The organism is Amphritea opalescens, assembly GCF_003957515.1.
Classification (GTDB): Bacteria; Pseudomonadota; Gammaproteobacteria; order Pseudomonadales; family Balneatricaceae; genus Amphritea; species Amphritea opalescens.
In genome coordinates, this window is the sequence record NZ_RQXW01000008.1 from 188,424 (window position 1) to 208,823 (window position 20,400).

General features: G+C 50.2%; 19 protein-coding genes. 13 read left to right on the forward strand and 6 right to left on the reverse strand.

The features are described from left to right. Positions 1 to 157: 157 nt before the first annotated feature. The 5 genes from EH243_RS11055 (at position 158) to EH243_RS11075 (ending at position 4,949) form a co-directional block, all read left to right on the forward strand. Positions 158 to 1,027 carry an AraC family transcriptional regulator gene (locus EH243_RS11055; RefSeq protein WP_126158717.1) on the forward strand — a complete coding sequence of 290 codons (870 nt, stop codon included), beginning with the start codon at positions 158 to 160 and terminating at the stop codon, positions 1,025 to 1,027. 29 nt (positions 1,028 to 1,056) lie between these two features. After that, positions 1,057 to 1,464, forward strand: a complete 408-nt coding sequence (locus EH243_RS11060; RefSeq protein ID WP_126158718.1) for a GNAT family N-acetyltransferase — start codon at positions 1,057 to 1,059, stop codon at positions 1,462 to 1,464. An 87-nt stretch (positions 1,465 to 1,551) separates the two neighbouring features. Further along, on the forward strand, positions 1,552 to 2,439 hold the full coding sequence (locus EH243_RS11065) for a DMT family transporter (protein ID WP_126158719.1): 888 nt from the start codon (positions 1,552 to 1,554) through the stop codon (positions 2,437 to 2,439). Positions 2,440 to 2,505: 66 nt separating this feature from the next. Then, on the forward strand, positions 2,506 to 4,320 hold the full coding sequence (locus EH243_RS11070) for an SLC13 family permease (RefSeq protein WP_126158720.1): 1,815 nt from the start codon (positions 2,506 to 2,508) through the stop codon (positions 4,318 to 4,320). Between the two features lie 68 nt (positions 4,321 to 4,388). Further along, entirely contained in the window at positions 4,389 to 4,949 is a 561-nt protein-coding gene (locus EH243_RS11075; RefSeq protein ID WP_126158721.1) for an acyl-CoA thioesterase, read from the forward strand. Here the strand turns inward: EH243_RS11075 and EH243_RS11080 are convergent. Continuing rightward, complete coding sequence (locus tag EH243_RS11080) at positions 4,946 to 5,917, reverse strand: LysR family transcriptional regulator (protein WP_126158722.1); 972 nt, start codon at positions 5,915 to 5,917, stop codon at positions 4,946 to 4,948. The two genes, EH243_RS11075 and EH243_RS11080, sit on opposite strands and share 4 nt — an antisense overlap. 105 nt (positions 5,918 to 6,022) lie before the next feature. Between EH243_RS11080 and ydiJ the strand changes: the two genes are divergently transcribed. Next, positions 6,023 to 9,082, forward strand: a complete 3,060-nt coding sequence (ydiJ, locus tag EH243_RS11085; RefSeq protein WP_126158723.1) for a D-2-hydroxyglutarate dehydrogenase YdiJ — start codon at positions 6,023 to 6,025, stop codon at positions 9,080 to 9,082. 32 nt (positions 9,083 to 9,114) lie between these two features. On the opposite strand, the gene EH243_RS11090 is transcribed toward ydiJ, so the two are convergent. After that, on the reverse strand, positions 9,115 to 9,345 hold the full coding sequence (locus EH243_RS11090) for a hypothetical protein (RefSeq protein ID WP_126158724.1): 231 nt from the start codon (positions 9,343 to 9,345) through the stop codon (positions 9,115 to 9,117). Positions 9,346 to 9,512: 167 nt separating this feature from the next. Here EH243_RS11090 and EH243_RS11095 point away from each other — a divergent pair, with 167 nt between their 5' ends. Both EH243_RS11095 and rraA read left to right on the forward strand, forming a co-directional pair. After that, the gene (locus EH243_RS11095) at positions 9,513 to 10,073 is read left to right on the forward strand and encodes a class I SAM-dependent methyltransferase (RefSeq protein WP_164549103.1); all 561 of its coding nucleotides are present in this window, start codon (positions 9,513 to 9,515) and stop codon (positions 10,071 to 10,073) included. A gap of 145 nt (positions 10,074 to 10,218) precedes the next feature. After that, on the forward strand, positions 10,219 to 10,716 hold the full coding sequence (gene rraA, locus EH243_RS11100) for a ribonuclease E activity regulator RraA (protein ID WP_126158726.1): 498 nt from the start codon (positions 10,219 to 10,221) through the stop codon (positions 10,714 to 10,716). Positions 10,717 to 10,813: 97 nt separating this feature from the next. Here rraA and paaI read toward each other — a convergent pair whose 3' ends face one another. From paaI to paaF, 4 genes are read right to left on the reverse strand one after another with little or no spacing between them, the layout of a single operon-like run. Continuing rightward, positions 10,814 to 11,257 carry a hydroxyphenylacetyl-CoA thioesterase PaaI gene (gene paaI / locus EH243_RS11105; protein WP_126158727.1) on the reverse strand — a complete coding sequence of 148 codons (444 nt, stop codon included), beginning with the start codon at positions 11,255 to 11,257 and terminating at the stop codon, positions 10,814 to 10,816. Continuing rightward, positions 11,254 to 12,771, reverse strand: coding sequence for a 3-hydroxyacyl-CoA dehydrogenase PaaH (gene paaH / locus EH243_RS11110; protein ID WP_126158728.1), 1,518 nt, complete (start codon positions 12,769 to 12,771; stop codon positions 11,254 to 11,256). The genes paaI and paaH overlap by 4 nt, the downstream gene beginning before the upstream one ends. Before the next feature lie 21 nt (positions 12,772 to 12,792). Next, complete coding sequence (gene paaG / locus EH243_RS11115) at positions 12,793 to 13,584, reverse strand: 2-(1,2-epoxy-1,2-dihydrophenyl)acetyl-CoA isomerase PaaG (protein ID WP_126158729.1); 792 nt, start codon at positions 13,582 to 13,584, stop codon at positions 12,793 to 12,795. A gap of 4 nt (positions 13,585 to 13,588) precedes the next feature. Further along, positions 13,589 to 14,368 carry a 2,3-dehydroadipyl-CoA hydratase PaaF gene (paaF, locus tag EH243_RS11120; protein WP_126158730.1) on the reverse strand — a complete coding sequence of 260 codons (780 nt, stop codon included), beginning with the start codon at positions 14,366 to 14,368 and terminating at the stop codon, positions 13,589 to 13,591. A 471-nt stretch (positions 14,369 to 14,839) separates the two neighbouring features. Between paaF and paaN the strand changes: the two genes are divergently transcribed. The 5 genes from paaN (at position 14,840) to sppA (ending at position 20,174) form a co-directional block, all read left to right on the forward strand. After that, positions 14,840 to 16,519 (forward strand): phenylacetic acid degradation protein PaaN, encoded by a 1,680-nt coding sequence (gene paaN, locus EH243_RS11125; RefSeq protein ID WP_126158731.1) that lies wholly within the window; start codon positions 14,840 to 14,842, stop codon positions 16,517 to 16,519. A gap of 132 nt (positions 16,520 to 16,651) precedes the next feature. Continuing rightward, positions 16,652 to 17,437 (forward strand): enoyl-CoA hydratase-related protein, encoded by a 786-nt coding sequence (locus EH243_RS11130; RefSeq protein ID WP_126158732.1) that lies wholly within the window; start codon positions 16,652 to 16,654, stop codon positions 17,435 to 17,437. Between the two features lie 153 nt (positions 17,438 to 17,590). Next, positions 17,591 to 18,337, forward strand: a complete 747-nt coding sequence (locus EH243_RS11135) for an SDR family oxidoreductase (protein WP_126158733.1) — start codon at positions 17,591 to 17,593, stop codon at positions 18,335 to 18,337. Positions 18,338 to 18,445: 108 nt separating this feature from the next. Next, on the forward strand, positions 18,446 to 19,108 hold the full coding sequence (locus tag EH243_RS11140) for an HAD family hydrolase (protein WP_164549104.1): 663 nt from the start codon (positions 18,446 to 18,448) through the stop codon (positions 19,106 to 19,108). A gap of 40 nt (positions 19,109 to 19,148) precedes the next feature. Beyond that, positions 19,149 to 20,174, forward strand: a complete 1,026-nt coding sequence (gene sppA, locus EH243_RS11145; protein WP_126158735.1) for a signal peptide peptidase SppA — start codon at positions 19,149 to 19,151, stop codon at positions 20,172 to 20,174. Positions 20,175 to 20,400 lie beyond the last annotated feature (226 nt).

The following is a 20,400-nucleotide window of genomic DNA, read 5'->3' on the forward strand; positions in this document are numbered from 1 at the left end:
GGCTAGACCTTTAACCGCATACCCACTGACGGCCGTTGGCCGTCAGCCCCTTACTCGCCGTTTAGCGGTAATACTTGTGATGAAGCCCTCTGCGTTAAGCAATCTTTAACGGGGCCTTATCGCACCGCTCACCTTTTTAATAATTAATAAACGACCTATGCCCAGCATTCAGCAAAGAGCGCGCATTAATGATGTTTTGCATCAGATTCATCGAGACCTCAGCGCGCCATTAACGGGTGCGGGTTTAGCACGCATCGCAGCCTATTCAGAACAACACTTTCATCGATTATTTAAAGCGGTGACCGGCGAATCTCTGCATCGCTATGTTCGTCGAGTACGGCTAGAACATGCAGCGAATCTATTGATGTTTGAGCCATCCACCACGGTAAGAGATATCGCGTTTAAGTGTGGTTATAGCTCTTTAGCATCGTTTACCCGTGTGTTTCGTGAGCAGTTTGACGTAACTCCCGGACGTTGGCGGCAACAGGAACAGTTTCGCCGTGAGCCCTATCTGAGTGATCCCGAGATCGCCGCCGGCGCCCAGCGGATAGCGACATTAGCGCTGCCACAACCGGATCTTATCGAGTTGCCGGATCAACCGGTGGCTTATGTTCGCCATCTCGGCTATAACCGTTCAATTCGCTCGGCTTGGCAGGTGCTTCAAGCCTGGGCGCTCGCAGAGCAGCGTTCATTCGTTCATCAGATCGGTTTACATCACTCTAATCCCGCTTGGACCCCCTTAGACCGGTGCCGTTATGTCGCCTGTTTACGGATTGATAGTCCGGTTTCTCGCCGTGGAATGGTCAACTCAATGTTGATTCCGGGTGGGCTTCACGCACGCTTTAAGTTTAGCGGTCAATATGGTGAACTACTGCCATGGATCAATCGCTTGCAGGATGAATGGCTTGCCAGTTCTGGCTTAAAAACGGGGGGATCGCCCGCGTTTACCGAATATCAGCGAAATCAGTTCATCGATCCACTGGAACGGTTTGAATTGTATTATTATCAGCCGGTCTCGTTTTATTAATCAGATCGCTTTAGGTGAAGGATATAAGTATGAATATAGTCATCAGCCGCAATGATTTGCCGCAACAGGCCGAAGTTATCAAACTTTATCGTGCTAATGATTGGTCGGCCGCGGATAAACCAGCCGAGTTGATGGCCGCTTTGCACGGCTCGCATACGTTGGTGACGGCGCGACTCGATGGCCAATTGATCGGTTTAGGCAATGCCATTTCCGATGGACATCTGGTTGTTTATTATCCGCATTTGCTGGTGATGCCGGAATATCAGCGCCAAGGGGTTGCTAAACAATTGATGGGGGTGTTACAACAGCCTTATCAGGGATTTCACCAACAGATGTTGGTGGCCGATGGTGCCGCCATTGGTTTCTACGAAGCGCAGGGGTTTTGTCGTGCCGGTAACACTGAGCCGATGTGGATCTACAGCGGAACGGATCATTAGTCCCTTATGTAACGACTAGCTCTCTGAAGGCTAGTTTTTTTAATCTGCATAACCGCGATAGAGCGGTTGAATCCACAGGTGAATTGTTTGAACTATCCCCGTTTAACACGTTTAGTGCCGATATTATTTGTGTTGCTGTGGAGCACGGGTTTTATCGGTGCGAAGTATGCGTTGCCCTATATCGAACCGTTTTATCTACTCTTTGTCCGGATGATCATGACCCTTGTGGTCTTTTTTATACTGGCCTTAATCTACCGTTCGCGTTGGCCATCGCTGAAGCAGGGCGGGCATCAGGCCGTGACAGGGTTGTTAGTGCATGGTTGTTATCTCGGTGGGGTTTTTGCCGCGATTAAGTGGGATATGCCAGCCGGTATTGCCGCGATTATTGTAGGCTTACAGCCATTGTTAACATCGCTGATTGGTTGGCAGTGGCTCGGCGAACGCCTGCGGGTGGTGCAATGGACGGGGCTCTTTTTAGGGCTAGCGGGGGTGGCACTGATTCTCCTCAGCGGTCAACAGAGTGACACGTTGGTGATACATCCCGAAGCGGTGCTGGCAACATTGGTGGCATTGGTGGCTATCTCTGTGGGCACGCTGTATCAGAAAAAATTTGGCGGTCAGGTGGATCTTCTCACCGGTGCGATCTGGCAATACCTGTCAACGGCGATGCTGATGGCGATACTGGCCTTTATGTTTGAAGAGCGTCAGGTTGAGTGGAATATGACCCTGATGTTGTCACTCGGTTGGTTGGTGTTTGGGCTGTCGATCTCGGCAATCTTACTGCTGATGTTTATGATTCGTGAAGGTGAATCAGCACGGGTGGCCAGTTACTTTTATTTAGTGCCACCGGTCACATCGGTGGAAGCTTGGTTGCTCTTTGGTGAAGCTTTAAGCTGGATTCAGGTAGGCGCCATAGGTGTCACGGTGTTCGGGGTCTATTTGGTGTTAAAACCCGCTCGCCATCAACTAGACTGACGCTACACAATGGATCGTATCGTCTGAAGCAACGGAAGCCGCGATATCTGAGCATAGGGATAAGATGTGAATATTGATACGATCGTTGTTTTTACGCTGCTGCTGGTTACCATTGCCCTGTTTATCTGGGATCGTATCCGCATGGACTTGGTGGCGATGATGGTGGTCGTGGTGTTGGCTTTATCCGGCATTATCACTCCCGCCGAAACGGTCTCTGGGTTTGGGCAGTCACTGGTGGTGATGATTGCCGGTTTATTCATCGTTGGGGAAGGGTTGTTTCGTACGGGTGTGGCCGCGGCTGTAGGCGGCTGGATTATGCGTATGGGCGGCCAGAGCGAGAAACGTCTGCTATTAGTGTTAGTGCCCGTTGTCGCCGCGATGTCGGCGATAATGAGCTCCACGGGCGCTGTGGCACTCTTTATCCCTGTGGTGCTGAGTATGTGCCGCACGGCTAAATTAAAACCCTCTCATCTGTTGATGCCGTTATCTTTTGCATCCTTGATTGGCGGTATGATGACGCTGATCGGCACGCCGCCTAATATGGTGGCCAGTACCCAACTACATGCCGCGGGTCTTGAGCCTTTTGGCTTTTTCGACTTCACCCCTATTGGGGCCGTTATTCTTGTATTTGGCACCCTGTACCTTGTCTATGTCGCGCCCCGATTACTCCCTGATAGCGCGGTGCGCTCCACCGAACATCCTCGCTTAAAAGAGTTTGCCGAACGTTACGGCATCGAAGATAACCTTCACTGTTTGCGGGTGAGAAAAGATTCCGACCTAGTGAATCATTCCGTGTCAGATCTATTATTGCGAACCCGCTTTGAGGTGACTGTTTTTGCGATTCGGCGCGACGGTAATCTGGTTTCATCGCTGATGCCGGTTCTTAGCGAAACCCTGATTGAGAGTGGGGATGTGCTGTTAGCCTACGGGCAAGCAGAGGGGATAGAACAGCTCTGTATTGAAACCGGTTGTCTGTTTTTAGGCTTTCCCGCCGAAGAGCGTACTCGGATGGATAAAGAGTTTGGAGTGGCTGAGGTACTATTGCACGGTCGCTCACCGATGATAGGCAAAACCATTAAAGATGGTCGATTTCGCGAACAGTATAACCTCAGTGTGATCGGGGTGTTACGGGCCGGTAAACCCCTAGCGACCCGCTTTAATGGTGAGCCGTTACAGTTTGGTGATACCTTGCTGTTAGCCGGCGGCTGGCGCTATATCGAGGCATTGGAGGAACGACACAACTTTGTCATGTTAGAAACACCGGCAGAGATGACGGAAACCTCCGCCCGTTGGGGGCACGCACCGGTGGCCTTGGTCATTATGCTGTTGATGTTGGGTTTAATGATTAGCGGTGTGCTGTCGAGCTTGGCGGCGATCCTACTGGCGGCGATGGCCATGATTCTTAGCGGTTGCCTTACCATGGATGAAGCCTATAAATCGTTGAACGCCAGTAGCCTAGTGTTGATAGCGGGTATGTTACCACTGGCATTAGCGATGCAAAAAAGTGGCGGGCTGGATCTAATCGTCTCTGCCTTATTAACTTTTTTGGGTACCAGTGCCCCTATTTTTATCTGCGCCGCGCTATTTGTGCTGACCTCAGTGCTCAGCCAGTTTATCTCTAATACGGCGACCACGGTGTTGATCGCCCCGATCTCTATTGCGATTGCACAGGGACTAGGACTAAATCCCGAACCCTTTATGATGACCATCGCGATCGCCGCCTCGACCGCTTTTTCGACCCCCATCGCATCACCGGTTAATACCCTGGTGCTGGTGCCGGGCCATTACCGATTTATCGATTTTGTGCGGGTAGGTTTGCCGTTACAGATCATGTCGATGGTGATCACGCTGATCATGACGCCGATGATTTTTCCATTTTAAGTCTGAATTCTGAGGTGAAGGCTGTATCATTGCTTAGCTAAGATAATTATTAGATAGGTAAAGAGATAATGAGTGAACGTGAATACCGTACCGTTAAGGCATCACAAACGGTTTTAAAAGAGCTGATGGTGCCTTCTTATGCCAATTTCGGCGGTAAAGTTCACGGTGGGGTCATTCTTTCGTTGATGGATAAGATCGCTTATACCTGTGCGGCATCCCATGTGAAGGGGTATTGCGTCACTGCATCGGTTGATTCGGTTAACTTTCTCAACCCCGTTGAGGTAGGCGAGTTATTAACCCTGTCGGCATCGGTTAATTATGTGGGGAACTCATCCCTAGAGATCGGTATTAAAGTGATCTCAGAAGATTTTCGTCTGGGGATTGTTAAGCATACGAATACCTCTTATTTCACCATGGTGGCAATGGATGAGGATACCCGCGCGCCGATTCCTGTTCCGGGTTTAATCCTAGAAGATGAGCGGGAGATTAAGCGCTTTATTGAAGGCCGAATCCGCAAACAACTTAAAACCTCACACCGAGCTGAGATGAAAAAGATACGCCGCAATCTCGACCTGATGACCGAAATCAAATCCCTTGATGGCGAGCATTGCCGTCTTTATAAAGCTTAACTGTTTTCTGAACCGTTGTTCGTCGGTGCCGTGGCGATACTTTCCAAATAGGGTGGTAGTGTCATGCTCAGGAAGTGCTCCCGAGCAAAGCTTAATAGGGTCGATGCTGCAGGGCTGAGGGAGCGGCCCTTACGACTGACTAAGCAGACCTGACGTCGCATCGGTGGCTCAATCAGTGGGATGAAGCGTAGTTCCTTAAAGGATTCCGTACTAGCGGCCAGGGCCGGTAGTACGGAGATACCGATGCCTTGCCGAATAAGAGCTGCCAAGCCTGCCGGGTTAGAGACTTCTAAAATAGCTTTCTGATCCGACAGCAGCAGTTGACCCGCTTGGCGGAACTGATTTAGCTGCGCCCGTATACCGGTATCCGCCGATAGAAATAACAACTCCTCTTTAATCAACCGCTGCCATGGAATGCTGCTTTCACCGATAAAAGGGTGGCAGGCGGGGACAACCACCCCATAGCGATCCGAGAGCACCGGCTGATAGTTCAGTTCTGGATGTGCCGAATGATTCGCACCTATGCCAAAATCCACATCATTATCCAATACCCGTTGTTCGATCTGTCCGGCACTATCATCACGTAGAGAGATGGCGATGTCGGGGTATTGCTGGCGATAGTCATCGATCACCGGTGGCAGTAGACGACTAATCGTCGAAGGTGAGGCGGCAATGGCCACCTGTCCCTGTTGCTGTCCAGCGATCGCCTGTAGGTCGCCGATAGCGGTATCAAAATCGGAGATCAGTTTCTCAGCCACAGGACGGAATTGCTCTCCCTGTAGGGTTAACAAAACTCGCCTTGTGGTGCGATCAAACAGGATTAAACCCACGGATTGTTCTAGCTGTTTAATGGTGGCGGTGAGGCTCGATTGGGTCAGATGCAGTCGGCTCGCCGCCTGTGTGAAGCTGCCGCAGTTGGCCACTTCAGTAAATGCTCGCAGGTGCCGGATAGAGAGGTTTGTATTCATTTATCGTTTGAAACTATTAATTAATCATATTTTATCGTTTGAATGATAAATGATATTTCTGCATGATGACCACCTATTTATATGCCAGACGTAACAGGTTGATCGATGATTCCACGTATAGCCGAAGTACATATCACAGAGCAGCTCTACCTTGATTTTATAGAAGTCATAAAAATCAATGGCTTCAAAGGTGAAATTAATCCTGATTATGCAAGTCGAGTCGTGTTATCGACCGATAACAGTATTTATCAGGTGTTGCCTCAAGGGGTGGTTTTTCCCCGCTCGGTTGATGATTTAGTGGTATTAGCCCGTTTAGCCGACACGCCTAGGTTTAAAGAGATCGTCTTGAGTGCCCGTGGTGGCGGTACCGGCACTAATGGTCAGTCGTTAACCGATGGCTTGATCGTCGATGTTTCACGGCATATGAATCAGATTCTTGAGATCAACGCAGAGGAGCGTTGGGTTCGAGTGCAGGGGGGCGTGGTTAAAGATCAGCTCAATGCCGCACTTAAACCCTATGGTTTATTCTTTGCGCCGGAACTGTCTACCAGCAACCGTGCAACCGTCGGCGGGATGATCAATACCGATGCCAGTGGTCAAGGCTCCTGCATGTACGGTAAAACCCGTGACCATGTGTTAGAGCTGAGTTCCGTTTTTCTCGACGGCACCCTCTGGCACTCTGCACCCCTGGATGATGCCGCTCTGGAACAGATTAAGCAGCGTGATGATCGCGTCGGTGAGGTGCATCGGGTCGTGGATCAGGTTTTCACGGAACATCGTGATCTGATCGATGCGAAGTTCCCTAAACTCAACCGCTGTTTAACCGGTTATGATTTAGCCCATATTCGAGATGAGGAGGGACGGTTCAACCTGAACTCCGTACTCTGTGGTGCCGAAGGCTCGCTGGCCTTTATTGCCGAGGCGAAACTGAACGTCTTGCCGATTCCCAAATATTCGGCCTTGGTGAATCTTAAATACGCCGGTTTTCAAGACTCCCTTGAAGACGCCGCGCAGTTGATGGCTTGGGGACCGACCTCGATCGAAACCGTTGATTCTAAGGTGCTCAATCTGGCGATGAACGACATCGTGTGGGACAGCGTCAAAGCATATTTTCCGCAAACTGAAGATGAACCCACCATTCAGGGGATCAACCTCGTCGAATATACCGGCGATGATGAAGACGAATTGCAGCAGAAGGTGGCTAAACTCACGGCCTATCTCGATAGTGTTTCTGGTGAAGCGGGCAAATCCTTTGGCTATTCGGTGACCATGGGCGCCGCTGAGGTCAACAAGATCTGGGGGATGCGTAAAAAATCCGTTGGTCTACTCGGTAATGGTCAAGGCGAACAGCGGCCGATTCCGTTTGTCGAAGATACCGCGGTACCACCGGAAAACTTAGCGGCGTATATCAAAGAGTTTCGTGAGCTGTTGGATAGCCATCATTTGGCCTACGGAATGTTTGGTCATGTGGATGCGGGTGTGCTGCATGTACGCCCGGCGATCGATATGAAAGATGAGGTTGAAGAGAAACTCATCCGCGTTATCTCCGATGGCGTGGTCGCCCTGACACAGAAATATCACGGTTTGATCTGGGGAGAGCACGGTAAAGGGGTACGTTCTGAGTATTCACCGGCGTTCTTTGGCGAGCTGTATCCGCAGTTGCAGGTGATTAAAGGGGCTTTTGATCCAAGAAATCAGTTAAACCCCGGTAAGATCTGTACGCCGTTGATCGGCGGGGCTGAACTACTGAAAATTGATGAAGTGCCAACCCGTGGTCAACATGACCGGCAGATTCCGGCGGGTGCCCGTGATGACTATAAGCAGGCGATGTTCTGTAATGGTAACGGCGCTTGTTATAACTACGATCCTAAAGACGCGATGTGTCCCTCTTGGAAAGCCACCCGTGAGCGGAAACATTCGCCTAAAGGTCGCTCATCTTTAATCCGTGAATGGTTGCGGTTAATGTCCCTGCAGGGGGTAGATGTGGTGGAAGAGGGCCGTAAAGCACGCTATGGCTCCTTCATGAGCAGTTTGCCGGGCCGCATCAAGAATAGCTGGAAAAAGAACCAAGGCGAATATGACTTCAATAATGAAGTCCATGAAGCGATGATGGGCTGCTTAGCCTGTAAATCTTGTGTTGCACAGTGTCCTATCAAAGTGAATGTGCCTGATTTCCGCTCCCGTTTTCTGGAAGCTTACTACAGTCGTTACCTGCGGCCGGTTAAAGATTATATGGTCGGCGGGTTAGAGTTTATGATTCCCTATCTATCCCGTTTTCCGGCACCCTATAACTGGATGATGAACAATTCGCTGATGAAAGCGGTATTCCGCCGCTGGATCGGCATGGTCGATAGCCCCGCTATCTGCACCAATACCCTGAAACAGGGGATGGATAAGCGAGGAGTGTTGTTCGCCACCCCAGATAATCTGTCGGCGATCACTCCCGATCTGCGTGAGCGTTCGGTGATTATTGTGCAGGATGCCTTCACCAGTTATTTCGAAACGCCCTTAGTGTTGGATGTGATCGATCTGCTCAACCGTACCGGCTTCAACGTTCTGGTCGCGCCATTTAAACCCAATGGTAAACCATTGCATGTGCATGGCTTTAAAGCGGCCTTCAATAAAGCGGCGGATGCGAATACTGCGATGCTACAAACACTCGCGACCAGTGGTATCCCGATGGTCGGTGTCGACCCCTCGATGACGTTAACCTATCGTCAGGAGTATGTGGATGATGGTACACGGCAACAGGTGAAGGTTGAGCTGATTCAGGAATGGTTGGTTAAGCATTGCGATCTACTGGCGGAAACTGGAGCACGTTTGACACCACACGAATATAAGCTGTTGGCCCACTGTTCTGAGAAAACATCCGCGGCCGCCTCCATGGCGGATTGGAAACAGATCTTTCAGGCACTGGGACAGTCACTGGAACTGCAGGCGACCGGCTGTTGCGGCATGGCGGGCACCTATGGTCATGAAAGTGAGCATTTTGATACGTCGAGAAAAATTTATGATCTGAGCTGGTCAGAAGTGGTTAATGATCCGGCCAACGAAGGTAAACTGGTCGCCAGCGGTTACTCCTGTCGTAGTCAGGTGAAGCGGTTGGATGATAAGCAGTTGCCACACCCGATACAGGTGCTATTGGCCTTGGTTAAACAGGGTTAATTTGAATCTGACCTAACACCTAAACCGGATGACTAAGGCGTTGTCCGGTTTTTGTCTTTCTGGACCTGCTGATATTGCTTATCCATCGCGCCATATTGCCGTTCATAGGATTGTGGATCTGACCGCCAGAGTCGATACAGTTTACGGTCATGGCTGGCCATCGGTGGTGGGTTGAGTTTACGTCGCTGAATGGCTTGCCAGGTGATGGGGGTAAACGCCAACACAATAAACAGAAGGACGATGATGTACTGATAGCGTTCCATGGTATGTGAGCTCGGTGTTAAATTGAGTCAGCTGAGCTGAATTGAGTTAAGTGAATCGCCAGGTGGATCTCAACCATTTGAGATGATGAGCCATGATGACAGTACGTTTTTGTCAGTTACATCAGTTAATAATAAAATCTGCAGACCTAGCAGGGGATTGTACACCAATGAGTAGAGCGGATCTCTGGAACAAGCGTTACCTCGATAGAAACAGAGCTATTCCAAGCCTGCCGGATGCGCTACAGAGATCGCTAGCCGCATTACCGGCGGGACGAACTCTCGATCTGGCCTGTGGTGATGGTGCGGCGAGTCTCTATCTTGCCGAGAATGGTCATCGAGTCGTTGCGGTTGATTTTGCGATTGAAGGTTTGCAGCGCTTACAAGGGTTTGCTGCGCAGCGGCAACTGACGATTGAAACACAGGAGATAGATCTATCGGCTGAGCAATCGTTAGCCGCACTCAGTGGCGAATTCGACAATATCGTCCTACTGCGTTATCGACCAGAGTCATCGCTGTTACAGCAGTTATCAGCGCGAATGAAGCCCGCTGCTCGGTTATTGATTCAAACCTTTAACCTTGAACAGCATCGACAAACAGGATTTCCAGAGCGGTTTTGTTTGCAACCCGATGAACTCAGCCAAGCGTTGCCGGAGTTAACATTAGAGGCCTATGATAATGGCCAATTAGAAGGGTCGGTGTTTGACCGTTACCTTTTTGTGATGCCATAGCTTGTTTGTAAAGCCATAACTTGGCTGAGACTATTTAGCGTCTCTTTTTTGCACCTCGCCTTATCTCACTTAAGTGCAAGTGCAAAAAAGCCCAAAATAAGCGAAGATACCCGCCGGATAACGGTTTAATTTAAGGAGCATTCCCGTGGACGATTTATTACCCGAACTGTGTGACCAGTTTCCCGACCTCGTACAGGTGGTGGAACCTATGTTTGGCAACTTTGGTGGCCGTGAGCGTTTTGGTGGCGAAATCGTCACGCTCAAAGCATTTGAAGATAACTCGCTCGTGCGTGAGCAGGTTGCCTTGCCCGGTGAAGGGCGGGTGTTAGTTGTCGATAGTGGTGGGTCGCTACGTCGTGCCATGTTAGGTGATATGCTGGCCGAAAAAGCGTCTCTGAATGGTTGGGCAGGGATTATCATCTACGGCTGTATCCGTGATGTGAACGCCATTGGTGATATCGACTTAGGGGTGCAAGCGCTGGCTACGCATCCGATGAAAACCGATAAAAACGGTCTCGGTGAGCTCAATGTGCCATTAACCTTTGGTGGCGTCACCTTTAAGCCCGGCCATTATGTCTATGCGGATAACAACGGTATGTTGGTGTCCCCCGAGAAGCTAGAATTGGCGAATGCTGAGAGCTAATGGGCAAAGCTAAGCTAACAGCCTGCAGATAACAAAAAGCCGCTACAGATAATACTCTGTAGCGGCTTTTTTAATGCGTTTAGATTATGCGTTTAGCTTACTCTTCAGGAACCAGTGTGCCTTTAATCTGATAGGCCTTTCCCCGAAAGAAGGCTAGTTCAACACCTTTTTGGTTGGTCAGGGTAATATCGTAAACACCGGTGCGGCCACTGCGGGAGCGTTCTTGTGCAATCGCGGTCAGTGTATCGCCCTCAAAACCTGGAGCGATAAACTCAATATTACAACCACTGGCCACCGTTGCACGGTTGTAGCTGTTGCAAGCATGGGCGAAAGCGGTATCGCACAGGCTAAACATCATGCCGCCGTGACAACTAGCATGACCATTGAGCATATCTTTACGCACGACCATGGTCAGTTTCGCAGTACCAGGGCCGACCTCCTCAATGTTCATCCCCATCGCTTGGGCGGTGTGGTCATTGAGATGCATTGCGGCACTGGAGGCTTCTGCCAACTGTTGTGGCGTCATTTCACTGGGCTTCATGCTGCACCTCCGGCAACCTTACGTAACAATAGTGGGGAGGCGCGATAACGATCTTCACCGTAGGCGTCCATCAGGTTATCGAGCACATCGAGTGCATAGCTCAGCTCTAGGTTATTAACCCATTCAATAGGGCCGCAAGGGTAGTTCACGCCACCCTTCATGGCGATATCAACCGCCGCCTCATCGCACACCTGTTGGTTGACCGCATCGAAGCCTTCATTCGCCAACATGCAAACCGTACGCATAACCACCATGCCGGGAATATCATCGATCACGCTGACGGACTTGCCAATCGCTTGGAACAAGCCGATAGCCGCTTGTATCGCTTCATCAGAGGCCTGATCGGCCGGTGCTAAGGCGATACGGGTTGAACGGGTGTAATCCAATGCGAGATCGAAGTTAATGAGATTCGGGCGCATGGTTTCACTGGCACGCATGGTGGTGAATTGGCCGTTGGATAACATCAGGGTGGCATCACCGATGGTGATCATCCCTTCAACTTCATCATTGTCGGTGCGTTCTACCTGAATACCCGCTTGTTCAAACAGCGCTAAGAGAGGTTCGGCAACACCGAGCTCGCCTTCCACGATGATTGATTTGGGCGCAGGGTATGGCGCAGCGGTTTTAGCGTCGGGCTTTTGTGCGCCTTCGCTGTAATCATAAAAGCCGCGGCCTGTTTTACGGCCTAGGTGGCCGGCATCGACCAGCTCTTTTTGAATCAGTGAGGGGAGGAAGCGCTGATCATGGTAAAAGGCGTCAAAGACGGAGCAGGTCACTGCGTAGTTAACATCGTGTCCGATCAGGTCCATCAATTCGAAGGGCCCCATCCGAAAACCACCACACTCACGCATCAGTGCATCGATGGTCGCGATATCGGCAGCACCTTCCTGTGTAATACGCAGGCCTTCGGCATAGAAGGGACGAGCAACACGGTTAACGATAAAGCCCGGTGTTGATTTGGCCAGTACCGGCTGTTTGCCCCAACTGGCTGAGAGCGCGTAGATATCGTTAGCGATCTGTGGATCGGTATCCAGTCCACTGATCACTTCCACGAGTTTCATCACCGGCGCAGGATTGAAAAAGTGCATGCCGACGAGGTTTTGTGGTCGCTTGAGTGTCGCACCAATAGCGGTGACCGAAATAGAAGAGGTGTTGGTCGCTATCACCGCATCGGCGGAGCAGATCTCTTCAAGCTGACCAAACACCTGCTGTTTAATATCCAGACGTTCCACGATGGCTTCAATGATCAGTGCTGCGGGTGCAAGCTCTGTCATTTGGCTGACCGGCGTAATGCGGGCAATCAACTCATCGGCGGCTTGCTGGCTCATCTTGCCACGGCTAACCTGACGTGAAAGCCCTTTGGCGGTATTGTCGATACCCCGTTGTGAGGCGCCGGCGGCGGTATCAAAGAGTAATACGGGGTGACCGGCACTCGCCGCCACCTGTGCAATGCCAGCACCCATGGTGCCTGCACCGATAACAGCAATAATAGAATCAGTAGTAAAACGACTCATGTGAAAATCTCCAGTATTGGCTTACTTGCCTTGGAAGCTAGGGCTGCGTTTGGCCATAAAGGCGCTTACGCCTTCGCGATAATCGTCGGTTTGTCCGGCCAGGGTTTGCAGATCGCGTTCAAGGTCGAGTTGCTCGTCTAGGCTGTTATTCGCCGAGGCTTGCAGTGAACGTTTAATCAATGCGAGGCCTTTGGTTGGCTGAGTAGCCAGCTTTTTAGCCATGGCCAGTGCGGCCTCTTTAAGTTCGTCCGCTTCGTAGGTTTTCCAGATCATGCCCCATTGTTCAGCCTGTTCGGCAGAGATTTTATCGCCGAGTAGTGACAGTGCCATTGCGCGGGGTAAGCCTACCGCGCGGGGAAGTGTCCAGGTGCCACCGGAGTCGGGAATCAAACCAATCTTGCAAAAGGCCTGAATAAAGCTCGCGCTTTTAGATGCCAATACGATGTCGCAGGCCAGTGCGATATTCGCACCGGCACCCGCCGCAACGCCGTTCACAGCACAGATGACCGGCATTTCCAACGAGGTGATTGTACGGATCATTGGGTTGTAATTTTTCTCGATGGATTCGCCCAGATTCGGCACCTCTGCATCGGGATCAACGGCGCGATCGCTAAGATCTTGTCCGGCACAGAAGCCACGACCGTTGCCGGTAATGAGCAGGCAGCGTACCGACTCATTTGTTTTAGTCTGCTTCAGTGCATCACGGACTTCGGTGTGCATCTGGCCGTTAAAACTGTTGAGACTGTCCGGACGGTTCAATGTCAGAACGGCAACGCCTTCAGTAATCTCAAATTCAATATGCTGGTAAGTCATTGGATTATTTCCCCTTAAATTCTGGTCGGCGTTTTTCCATGAAAGCGGCAATGCCTTCACGTCGGTCATCTGTGGCGGCAAGCAAGGTAAATGCTTTGCGTTCCAAATTGAGCCCGGTTTCTAATGTGGTTTCATAGGCTTTGAGCAACGATTCTTTTGCCAAGCGAACCGCAATCGGCGGTTTTTTGGCAATCGTCTTAGCCAGTTTTAATGCACGCTTATAACTCATCTCTGGGATGGTGACTTCACTCACCAATCCAAAATCACGGGCTTGTTCGGCGGTGATAAATTCGCCCGATAACACCAGTTGCATCGCCATCGATTTGCCCACGGTTCTGAGCAGTCGTTGTGTGCCACCGGCACCGGGGATGATGCCTAGATTGATCTCAGGCTGGCCAAACAGGGCGTTGTCTCCGGCGATAACGATATCGCAATGCATCATCAACTCGCAGCCGCCACCGAGGGCAAAGCCGTTAACGGCACCTATAATCGGTTTTGGATATTGGGCGATGCGACGCCAGTAGCTAGGACGGATATCATTCATCACGCCCACGGTATCGAGTTCGGCCATCTCTTTGATATCGGCGCCAGCGGCAAAGACTTTTTCGCCGCCGGTAATCACAACGGCTTTTATACGCTCATCGCTAATAGAGGCATCGAGTGTCTCGGCAAGTTCTTTTAATAGATTGTTACACAACGCATTTCGCGCGGCGGGGCGGTTGAGGGTAATGGTTATCACACCGGATTCTGGTTCGCTGACCAGAATATCTTGATAATCGGACATGGCTTATCTCAGCATTATGGGTATCGATAGGGGCTTAACTACAGCCGGTACAGACTCGCTACCGTTTATTATTGTTTAATTGTATCAGTCTTTTACGGGTTGACGTTTGGGCGTTGTCCGTTAAGGCTAACCATTCTTGTTATTTCGTTGCACACTTCAGTATTAAGTCTGATGGTCTGCTTTAAATCAGTATGCGCAAAGGTTACCGTAAAAGCACAAAGGGATACAAATATATTATCAATAAATTATCTTTTCGTATCACTTTCTTTAGTGTATCTTTTAACCTAAATTGATATTCGTTAGACAGTTTAGATCAGCTTTGCGCAAACAGTGCTTAAATGAAGGCTATATTCTAAACTGTCTGAAACACAGTATGTTTCGCAGAACGATACAGACTAAGCGAAGCGCTTATGATGTGATGTTCTGCAAAGAGATAACGCCTGCGGGCTGAACAAAATAAAGAGACCTTGTATGAGCCATACCCTGTTTGAGTTGCACAAAGCAAAACTTGATGCCGCACTAAATGCTATCCGTACCCGCGATTATTATAGCGCCTATCCTGAAAACCCTAGTCCACGTCAATATGGCGAAACAGCCGATAAAGATGGTCAGAGTGCGTTTAAAGCGCATCTCAATACCTCCTTTAAACTGGATATGCCTGGGATTACGGGTGAAGCGGGCAGCGAAGTCTCTCCTTACGGTTTTGACTTAGGTATTCAGTATCCAACGGTTGATGTTGATGTCTTGTTGCCGGCCATGAATGAGGCTCGTAAAGCGTGGCGCGATGTGGGTGTTGAAGCCCGTACCGGTATCTGCCTCGAAATTCTTAAGCGCATCAATCAGCGTAGTTTTGAGATCGGTTACTCGGTGATGCACACCTCGGGGCAGGGTTTCATGATGGCCTTCCAAGCCGGTGGTCCACATGCTCAGGACCGTGGTCTGGAAGCGATCGCCTATGCTTATGATGCGATGACCCATACTCCAGGTGCAGCCACTTGGACTAAACCTCAGGGTAAACATGATCCATTAGTGATGGATAAGACCTTTACCGTCACCGGACGCGGCGTCGCACTGGTGATTGGTTGTTCTACCTTCCCTACGTGGAATACCTATCCTGGTTTGTTTGCGTCACTGGTTACCGGCAATCCGGTTATTGTTAAGCCGCACCCAGCGGGTATTCTGCCGGCAGCGTTGACCATTCAAATTGCTCAGGAAGTGCTTAGCGAACAGGGTCTACCCCCTTATATTGCGTCCATGGTGATTGATGCTGATCCATCGCAGCCATGCACTAAGACGTTGGCGCAGCGGGAAGAGGTTCGTGTTATCGACTTCACCGGTAATACCGCTTTTGGTGATTGGTTGGAACAAAACTGCCATCAAGCCGTGGTCTATACCGAGAAGGCAGGGGTGAATACGATCATTATCGATTCCACCGATAACTTCAAAGGCATGATTCAGAACCTATCATTTACCCTGAGTCTCTACTCTGGACAGATGTGTACCACGCCGCAGGATATCTTCATTCCAGCCGGCGGTATTGAAACCGATCAGGGCCATAAGAGCTTTGATGAGGTTGCCGAAGCATTGAGTACCGGTATCACGCGCTTCCTGTCAGACCCGGAACGTGCAGCGATGGTGCTAGGTTGTATTCAGACAGAAGTCACCGACAAGCGTGTAGATAGTGCACGTGAACTCGGTGAACGTGTGGGTACCATAGTGCGCGAATCGGATCGTCCAGAAAATCCTTGGTTTAAAGAGGGGCGGATGCGTAGCCCACTGTTGATCGCGGTCGATGCCGATAAAGAAGATGCTTATATGGAAGAGTTGTTTGGTCCTATTAGCTTCTTGGTGCGTACCGACAACAACGATCATTCGATCGAGCTGGCACACAAAGCGGTTAAAAATCATGGTGCTATTACCATGGGTTGCTATTCAACAAATGATGCAGTGCTTGAGCAGATCGAAGAAGCAGCCTTGGATACGGGTGTGGCACTGTCCATCAACCTGACCGGCGGTGTGTATGTTAACCAGAGTGCAGCCTTCAGTGATTTCCATGCGACCGGTAGTAACCCCGCCGCGAATGCTTCACTGTCTGATCTAGCCTTTGTTGCTAACCGTTTCCGCGTTGTGCAGAGTCGTAAACACGCCTAATTGGGAACAAATAAACGATTGATATCCAGCCGATTCCGTCTGCTTAGCCGATTGAATCGGCTGAATGCTAGAAAGTGAAGGTTGTTTTTGGCGGATATCGATTACAACTGAATTAACTGAGAAGAGTGTTTTATGAGCTACCAGTGTATTCTGACGGACGTTAAGCAAGGGGTCGGTATTATCACCCTGAATCGACCTAAGGTGATGAACGCCCTCAATGCGACACTCTGTCGTGAAGTAGGTGAGGCGGTCGACGGTTTTGAAGCCAATGACAGTATTGGCTGTATTATCTTAACGGGTGGTGATCAGGTGTTTGCCGCTGGCGCCGATATCAAAGAGATGAAAGACCAGTCTTTCCCCGCTTTGCATGCCAAGAACTTTCCCTATATTCAGCGCGATTGCTGGCGAGCCATTGAAGATGCTCGCAAGCCTATTATTGCAGCGGTTGCCGGGTTTGCCCTTGGCGGTGGTTGCGAAATGGTGATGGCTTGTGACTTTATCATCGCGGCCGATAACGCTAAATTTGGTCAACCTGAAGTCAGTATCGGCACCATGCCGGGCGCTGGCGGTACGCAGCGTTTGACCAAAGCGGTCGGTAAGGCGAAGGCGATGGAGATGTGTCTGACCGGTCGAATGATGGATGCCGAAGAAGCTGAACGGTCGGGTCTGGTTGCCCGTATTGTGACGGCCGAGGCGCTCGCTGAACAAGCACTCAAAACCGCCGCTAAGATCGCGTCTATGTCACGTCCCACCGTTATGCTGATCAAAGAGAGTGTCAACATGGGGGTGAGTTGCTCCCTTGATGATGGCTTACGCTTTGAGCGCCGAGCATTTGAAGCCACATTCGCCTTTGAAGATTGCTCCGAAGGGATGAATGCGTTTGCCGAAAAACGCAAGCCGGTGTTTAAAAATAGGTAACGCTGCTGATGGATGCGTTTGCATCCTTGAGTTGCCATAAAGCCGCCGAGTTTAGCTCTGGCGGCTTTTGTGTTTCTGTTAAGTGGTATCGTTTCAGTCACTAGGCCACGTTGTTAACGTTTATATGTTAAGACTAAATGTAGAGTAGATAAAATGAAGTTATTAGGAAAAACCGCCTGGGTAACCGGCGCAAGTTCTGGCATTGGTCAAGCAACGGCACGGGCGCTTGCCGCTGAAGGCGCTAACCTTGTCATCAGTGCTCGACGAGAAGATCGGCTGCAACAATTAGCCGATGAGCTAAGGGCCACAGGGCGTGAAGTTTGTATTGCCCCGGTGGATGTCTCCGACCGGCAGGGTATGCAGCAGGTGGGGGTGTTGATTGCGGCTCAAGGTGGTGTTGATATCCTGATCAATAATGCGGGCACCATGCCGATCAGTCCGATTATCAATGGCCGAGTCGATGAATGGGAGCAGATGATTGATACCAATATCAAGGGTGTCTTATATGCGATCCATGCGGTTTATTCAGGCATGGCAGAACGTAAGCAGGGGCATATCGTTAATATTAGTTCGGTGGCTGCCCGCTTAACTTATCCCAGTGCCGGCGTTTATGCAGGCACCAAACATGCGGTGAGGGCGATCTCTGATACTTTGCGCAAAGAAGGCATTCGTTACGGCGTGCGGGTGACCGATGTTCAGCCGGGTGCTGTCTCCACGGAGCTGCCTGACAGTATCGTACATGATAAAATACGCGCTGCGGTCAAAGAGAATATGTATGGCGAAGAGATGGCGAATCTTAAACCTGAAGATATTGCCAATGCGATTCTCTATGCCGTTACTCAACCTGCGCATGTGGATGTCAGTGAGCTGTTGATTCGGCCTACGGTGCAGGAAGGTTAATGGTCACGGCTCAAGCTAAAACCATTTTGAATCCGAGGTTATCTTTAGGGCGCTGTTAACGTAAGATCTACATCCACGTTTTACGATTAACAGTGCTGGATAAATATTGTGTATAAGCTACTTATTTTTGATTGGGACGGAACCATTATTGATTCCGCTGCACGGATTATTGCCAGTATGCAAAAGGCCGCCCGTGATCTAGGGCAGGCAGAGCTCACAGATGATGCCGTCCGCAATATCATCGGCTTGGGTTTGCCTGAAGCGATTCGGGTATTAATCCCCGGAGTGGATGAAAGCCTTATCCCTCAATTGCGTGACCGTTACGGCTATTATTATCTTGAAGCCGATGATACGCCAACGGAGCTGTTTGATGGGGTGGAGCAGACTCTCATCAATCTAAAGCAGAAAGGTTATCGTTTGGCTGTTGCTACCGGTAAAAGTCGCCGAGGATTGGAGCGGGTATTTGTGCAGACGGGTCTTGAGTACCTGTTTGAAACCTCGCGTTGTGCCGATGAAACCACCTCTAAGCCCCACCCCCATATGCTGGAAGAGATTCTTGAAGAAACCCATCTTAGCGCGGCTGATGCGGTGATGATCGGCGATACGGAATTTGATTTGGAAATGGGTGTCAGAGCGGGTATGGATACGATTGCCGCGAGCTATGGGGCACATCATGTCGATCGGTTAACCCCGTACAATCCAGTCTTAGTCATGCATCGCTTTACTGAGCTGGAAAACTGGTTAGCGCAAACATCGCGCCAGCCGTCCTGATATCGATATAATTTAAGCCAGATAATGAAAGGAGAACCAAGTGGGCTCAAATCCCTGGGAAGCTGAAGATAGCAAGGATACTGATAGCGCCAATGCGTCGGCGGATCAAGTAAAACCGCAGGAACATAAAACCAAAGAGTGGCGCCTCATAGAACGAACGATGATGGGCCTGCAAAAAGAGCAGCGTAGTGCCCGCCGTTGGGGGATATTTTTTAAACTGCTGACCTTTAGCTATCTGTTTGTCATCTTAGGTATCTATCTGTTCGCGGATTCCTTTAGCCCTAATCTGGATGAAGGCGGTGAACATACCGCCGTTGTGCAAGTGAAGGGTGTGATCGCGGATGGTGAAGACGCCAGTGCCGACCATATTATTTACTCACTGCGCAAAGCATTCGATGACGATAACGCTAAAGCGGTTATCCTAAGGATCAATAGCCCCGGCGGAAGTCCTGTTCAATCGGGTTATGTGTATGACGAGGTGAAGCGCTTACGTGCTCTGCATCCTGAGAAAAAAGTATACGCGGTTATTCTCGATATTGGTGCTTCCGGTGCTTACTACATTGCAGCGGCTGCCGATGAGATCTATGCGGATAAAGCCAGTTTGGTTGGCTCTATTGGGGTGGTTTCGTCCGGTTTCGGTTTCGTTGATCTGATGGAGAAAGTGGGCGTCGAGCGACGTAACCTGATTGCGGGAGAGAATAAAACCTTCCTCGATCCGTTCTCGCCTTTGGAAGACAAAGATCGTGCCTTTTGGCAGACCGTGCTGAATACCACCCACGCGCAGTTTATCGACCAAGTGCGTAAAGGTCGTGGTGATCGCCTGAAAGAGAATGATCAGCTATTCAGTGGCTTGGTTTGGACCGGCGAGCAAGCATTAGAGTTAGGCTTGATCGATGGTTTAGGTAGCAGTAGTTCAGTGGCACGGGATCTGGTTGGTGCCGATAAGCTAGTTGACTACTCACCAAAAGGTACACCGCTAGAGCAACTGATCGACCGTTTAGGCGTCAGCTTTGGTAAAACCATTGCCACCCAGTTAGGGCTGAATAATTCAGTACAGCTGCGTTAGGCACGCAATGATAAGTACAAGGCCGCTACAGCAATGTCGCGGCCTTTTTTGTGTGTGAAATCGTAGGGAGAGGTGGTAAACATTGATAACGAAGATTTCGCGTAGATACCATCTCTCACCACCGGGTTCAAACTGTTTTTTAAGCCGTTTGAACCTGGAATTCACTTTGATTCTTAACCACGCCAAAACATACCTGGACAAGCTTTCTCATGGCCGCTCCCAAAGC